2 protein-coding genes and 1 CRISPR repeat array are annotated in these 4421 nt (G+C 74.0%); both genes read left to right on the top strand.

Going from position 1 to position 4421, the window contains the following annotated elements:
* Window positions 1-52: 52 nt before the first annotated feature.
* On the top strand, window positions 53-1711 hold the full coding sequence (locus UWG_RS0108745; protein ID WP_016906823.1) for a glycoside hydrolase family 13 protein: 1659 nt from the start codon (window positions 53-55) through the stop codon (window positions 1709-1711).
* Entirely contained in the window at window positions 1708-2787 is a 1080-nt protein-coding gene (locus tag UWG_RS0108750) for a LacI family DNA-binding transcriptional regulator (protein ID WP_237720033.1), read from the top strand. Before UWG_RS0108745 ends, UWG_RS0108750 begins: the two co-directional genes overlap by 4 nt.
* Window positions 2788-3296: 509 nt before the next feature.
* Window positions 3297-3996: a CRISPR direct-repeat array (repeat unit 29 nt; unit sequence GGACCACCCCCGCGTGCGCGGGGACCACA).
* Window positions 3997-4421: the final 425 nt, after the last annotated feature.

Consider the following 4421-nt stretch of genomic DNA (forward strand, 5'->3'; position numbering starts at 1 on the left):
ACCCGCCCCCGAGGGCGGCCCTGACACCCATCCGACCTCACCCAGGGACGACATGACGCAGCACGCCGAGAGCGCCCTCCGCGCCGACCGCCCGCAGCCCGCACCCGCCGACGACCACGCCCGCAGCGCCGACTGGTGGCGCGACGCCGTGATCTACCAGGTCTACCCCCGCTCCTTCGCCGACGCGGACGGCGACGGCATGGGCGACCTCCCCGGCATCCGCGCCCGCCTCCCGTACCTCGCCGAGCTCGGCGTCGACGCCGTCTGGCTCAGCCCCTTCTACGCCTCGCCCCAGGCGGACGGCGGCTACGACGTCGCCGACTACCGCACCATCGACCCGATGTTCGGCTCGCTCCCCGACGCGGAGGCGCTCGTCGACGAGGCGCACGCGCTCGGCCTCCGCGTCATCGTGGACCTCGTCCCCAACCACTCCTCCGACCGCCACGAGTGGTTCCGCAGGGCGCTCCGCGAGGGCCCCGGCTCCCCGCTGCGAGACCGCTACCACTTCCGCGCCGGCCGCGGCGAGCACGGCGAACTCCCCCCGAACGACTGGGAGTCGATCTTCGGCGGCCCTGCGTGGACACGGACGGAGACCCCCGACGGCACCCCGGGGGAGTGGTATCTCCACCTCTTCGCGCCGGAGCAGCCCGACTTCAACTGGCAGCACCCCGCCGTCCACGACGAGTTCCGCTCGGTGCTCCGCTTCTGGCTCGACACCGGCGTCGACGGCTTCCGGATCGACGTCGCGCACGGCCTCGTCAAGGCGGAGGGCCTCCCCGACATGGGCAGCGCGGGCCAGTTGAAGCTCCTCGGCACGCAGCAGCTCCCCTTCTTCGACCAGGACGGCGTGCACGAGATCTACCGCGACTGGCGCCGCGTCCTCGACGAGTACCCGGGGCCGCGGATCGGCGTCGCCGAGGCGTGGACGCCGAGCCCCGAGCGCACCGCGCTCTACGTCCGCCCGGACGAGCTCCACCAGGCGTTCAACTTCCACTACCTCGGCACCGATTGGGACGACGAACAGCTCCGCGCGGCGATCGACGAGTCCCTCACTTCGCTCGGCGCCGTCGGCGCCCCGGCGACGTGGGTGCTCTCCAACCACGACGTCGTACGCCACCGCACCCGCCTCGGCGGCGGCCTGCGCCGCGCCCGCGCGGCCACGCTGCTGATGCTCGCGCTCCCCGGCTCCGCCTACGTCTACCAGGGCGAGGAGCTCGGCCTCCCCGAGGTGCTCGAACTCCCCGACGAGGCACGGCAGGACCCGTCGTTCTTCCGCGACAACGGCCAGGACGGGCTCCGCGACGGCTGCCGCGTCCCGATCCCGTGGGAGGAGCACGGCCCCTCCTACGGCTTCGGCCCCGACGGAAGCTGGCTGCCCCAGCCCGACGGTTGGGGGGCGCTCTCGGTGGCGGTGCAGACGGGCGACCCCGAGTCGACCCTCGAGTTCTACCGCGCGGCGCTCCGCCTCCGCCGCGACCACGACGACCTCGGCGCCGGCTCCGCCCTGGAGTGGATCGAGGCGCCCGACGGCGTCCTCGCCTTCCGCCGCGGCGGCCTCGTCTGCGCGGCCAACACCCGTGCGGAGCCCGTCGCCTGGGAACCCGCGCACGGGCGCGTCCTGCTCGCGAGCGCGCCGTACGCCGGCGGCGAGCTTCCGGGCGACACGGTCGTGTGGTGGCAGGCCGAGGGCACAGAGGGGACCGGAGCATGAGTCCCCGACCGGATGCGGACGGCGGCGTCCCGGTGGACGCCGCCGTCGGCGAACGGGAGGCGCAGGGCACGGCGAGGCTCTCCGACATAGCGGCACAGGCGAAGGTGAGCGAAGCGACGGTCAGCCGCGTCCTCAACGGCAAGTCCGGTGTGGCGGCCGGGACTCGGCAGCGGGTCCTCGCAGCGCTCGACGTGCTCGGCTACGAGCGCCCCGTCCGCTTGCGGCGGCGCAGCGCAGGGCTCGTCGGACTGGTGATCCCGGAGTTGACCAACCCGATCTTCCCGGCCTTCGCGCAGGTGATCGAAGCCTCCCTCTCCGGGTACGGCTACACCCCGGTGCTCGGCACCCAGATGCCGGGCGGCGCGACGGAGGACGAACTCGTCGAGCAGCTCGTGGAACGCGGCGTCAACGGCGTCATCTTCCTCTCCGGGCTCCACGCCGACCTCACGGCCGACCCGGCGAGGTACGCCCGACTCGCGGGCCGCGGCGTGCCGTTCGTCCTCGTCAACGGCTACAACGACCGGATCGAGGCCCCCTTCGTCTCGCCCGACGACCACGCGGCCGCCGTGATGGCCGTGCGCCACTTGCGGCAGTTGGGCCACGAGCGGATCGGACTCGCCGTCGGCCCCGACCGGTTCGTGCCGGCCCGCCGGAAGGCAGCCGGGTTCGCCGAGGCGCTCGGTACGGACGCGGTGGGCGCGAGACCCTTCGTGCAGCACACCCTGTTCACCGTCGAGGGCGGGCACGCGGCGGCCGGCGCGCTCCTCGACGAGGGCTGCACCGGCATCGTCTGCGGCAGCGACCTCATGGCGCTCGGCGCGGTGCGCGCGGTGCGGGGGCGCGGCCTGCGCGTGCCGGAGGACGTCTCGGTCGTCGGCTACGACGACTCGGAGCTCAACGCCTTCACCGACCCTCCGCTCACCACCGTCCGCCAGCCGGTGCGCGCGATGGCCGCCGCCGCGGTCAACGCGCTACTGGAGGAGCTGGGCGGCACGCCGGTGCAGCGCACGGAGTTCGTCTTCCAGCCCGAGCTCGTCGTACGCGGCTCGACGGCGCAGGCGTCGGCGGGCGGCTGAGGGCGCCGCAGGGGCGCGTCGGCCGAGCGTGGCCGGCGCGCCGTCTCCGCATGTCTCAACTCCCCCCGGAATGCGGCCGGTCGGGATGCGGCGAGCCCCGCGAAAACTCTTCCACATCTTTCTGCAAGCTGTTACGTTCCCCGTGCTCCGGCCCGCCCGAACGGCGGCTCCGCCCCTGCGGAGTCCGCGCGCCCCGTCCGGGCGGGCCGGTTCCGTACGCGCCCGGCGCCCGGTGCGGGCCGCGCCCAAGAGAGGGAGCAGAATGCCTCCGGGTACCCACGGCGCGGCCGCGCGGCGCCCGAACGACGTGTCCCGCGCAGGCGTGCGTCCACTCGGGTAATCGGGCTGTCGGCCGTGTTGGTCAAGTGAGCGGCTGGGGTTGACGGTTCGACGGGGGCGGGTGCGCAGTCGGGGAGGGGTGCGTTTTTGCTTGGTTTCCTACGGGGGTTGGACCGGCCCGGCATGCGCGGGGACCGCTGGCCGGCGCCCGGCAGGGCGGCGAGCTCAGCGACCCACCCCCGCCTGCGCGGGGACCACAGCTCCATCGCACCGGCGACCATCGTCGCCGTCGGACCACCCCCGCGTGCGCGGGGACCACAGAACGGCCGGCCGGTGGTTGTCTGGACTGTCCGGACCACCCCCACGTGCGGGGGGACCACTGGGGCACCAAGGCCAAGCTCATGCAGCCGAAGGGACCACCCCCGCGTGCGCGGGGACCACGCCTCGGGCTTGGTCGGGCTGAAGGGCATCCCCGGACCACCCCCGCGTGCGCGGGGACCACGAAGCCGGCCGCAGGGAAGAGCTGCCCGGCTCCGGACCACCCCCGCGTGCGCGGGGACCACCACACCCTCGCGTACCCGCTCGACGGCGTCGACGGACCACCCCCGCGTGCGCGGGGACCACGGCCTGCCGGTACTCGCGCGGCGACAGCAGGCGGGACCATCCCCGCGTGCGCGGGGACCACCCGTCCGGGCTGGGTGTAGGGCACGGCGTCCCCGGACCACCCCCGCGTGCGCGGGGACCACATGCCCTTCCACATCTCCTCGTCGGCGCGGGCCGGACCACCCCCGCGTGCGCGGGGACCACACCCCCGACGGTGGGGAGGGATGCAGGGTGCGTGGACCACCCCCGCGTGCGCGGGGACCACAGCTTGCCCGAGGCCGACGGGCAGGTCGCGCACGGACCACCCCCGCGTGCGCGGGGACCACACTTCCCGACCTGCACTCCTACGAGCGAGTAACCGGAATTTGCTTCACCTCGCACCCGCTCTCAACAGATCACCGAGCACCACTCAGCCACACACCCCGACCCCCCGCAAACCTCCGCACCCCAACCTACCGCCCACGCACCCCCGTTAGCCGTGCCGCACCACAACAGCACCCCCTTACCCTCAACCCCGACCAGCACAGACCCCCAGGCGACCAGCAAGCTCGGAGACGCGGGCGCGCAGCTCCTCAGAGGGCTCGATCACGAACGGATAATCGTGCGCGGCGAGTACAGCAGGCAACCAGCCGAGCCGACCGACCCCGGCCCGCCCCAGGCTCGTACACCTCCCGCCCACGATACTCGCGGGTAGGTGGGCACGGACCTGCCCTACCATCCCGTGTCGTCGAGCCGGTCGACGAGCTGGCGGG

The organism is Streptomyces xiaopingdaonensis, from assembly GCF_000262345.1.
Classification (GTDB): domain Bacteria; phylum Actinomycetota; class Actinomycetes; order Streptomycetales; family Streptomycetaceae; genus Streptomyces; species Streptomyces xiaopingdaonensis.

What these genes read in the sequence shown, in the direction of transcription:
- UWG_RS0108745 (WP_016906823.1), top strand. Translation starts at nt 53, where the DNA reads ATGACGCAGCACGCCGAGAGCGCCCTCCGCGCCGACCGCCCGCAGCCC.
- UWG_RS0108750 (WP_237720033.1), top strand. Translation starts at nt 1,708, where the DNA reads ATGAGTCCCCGACCGGATGCGGACGGCGGCGTCCCGGTGGACGCCGCC.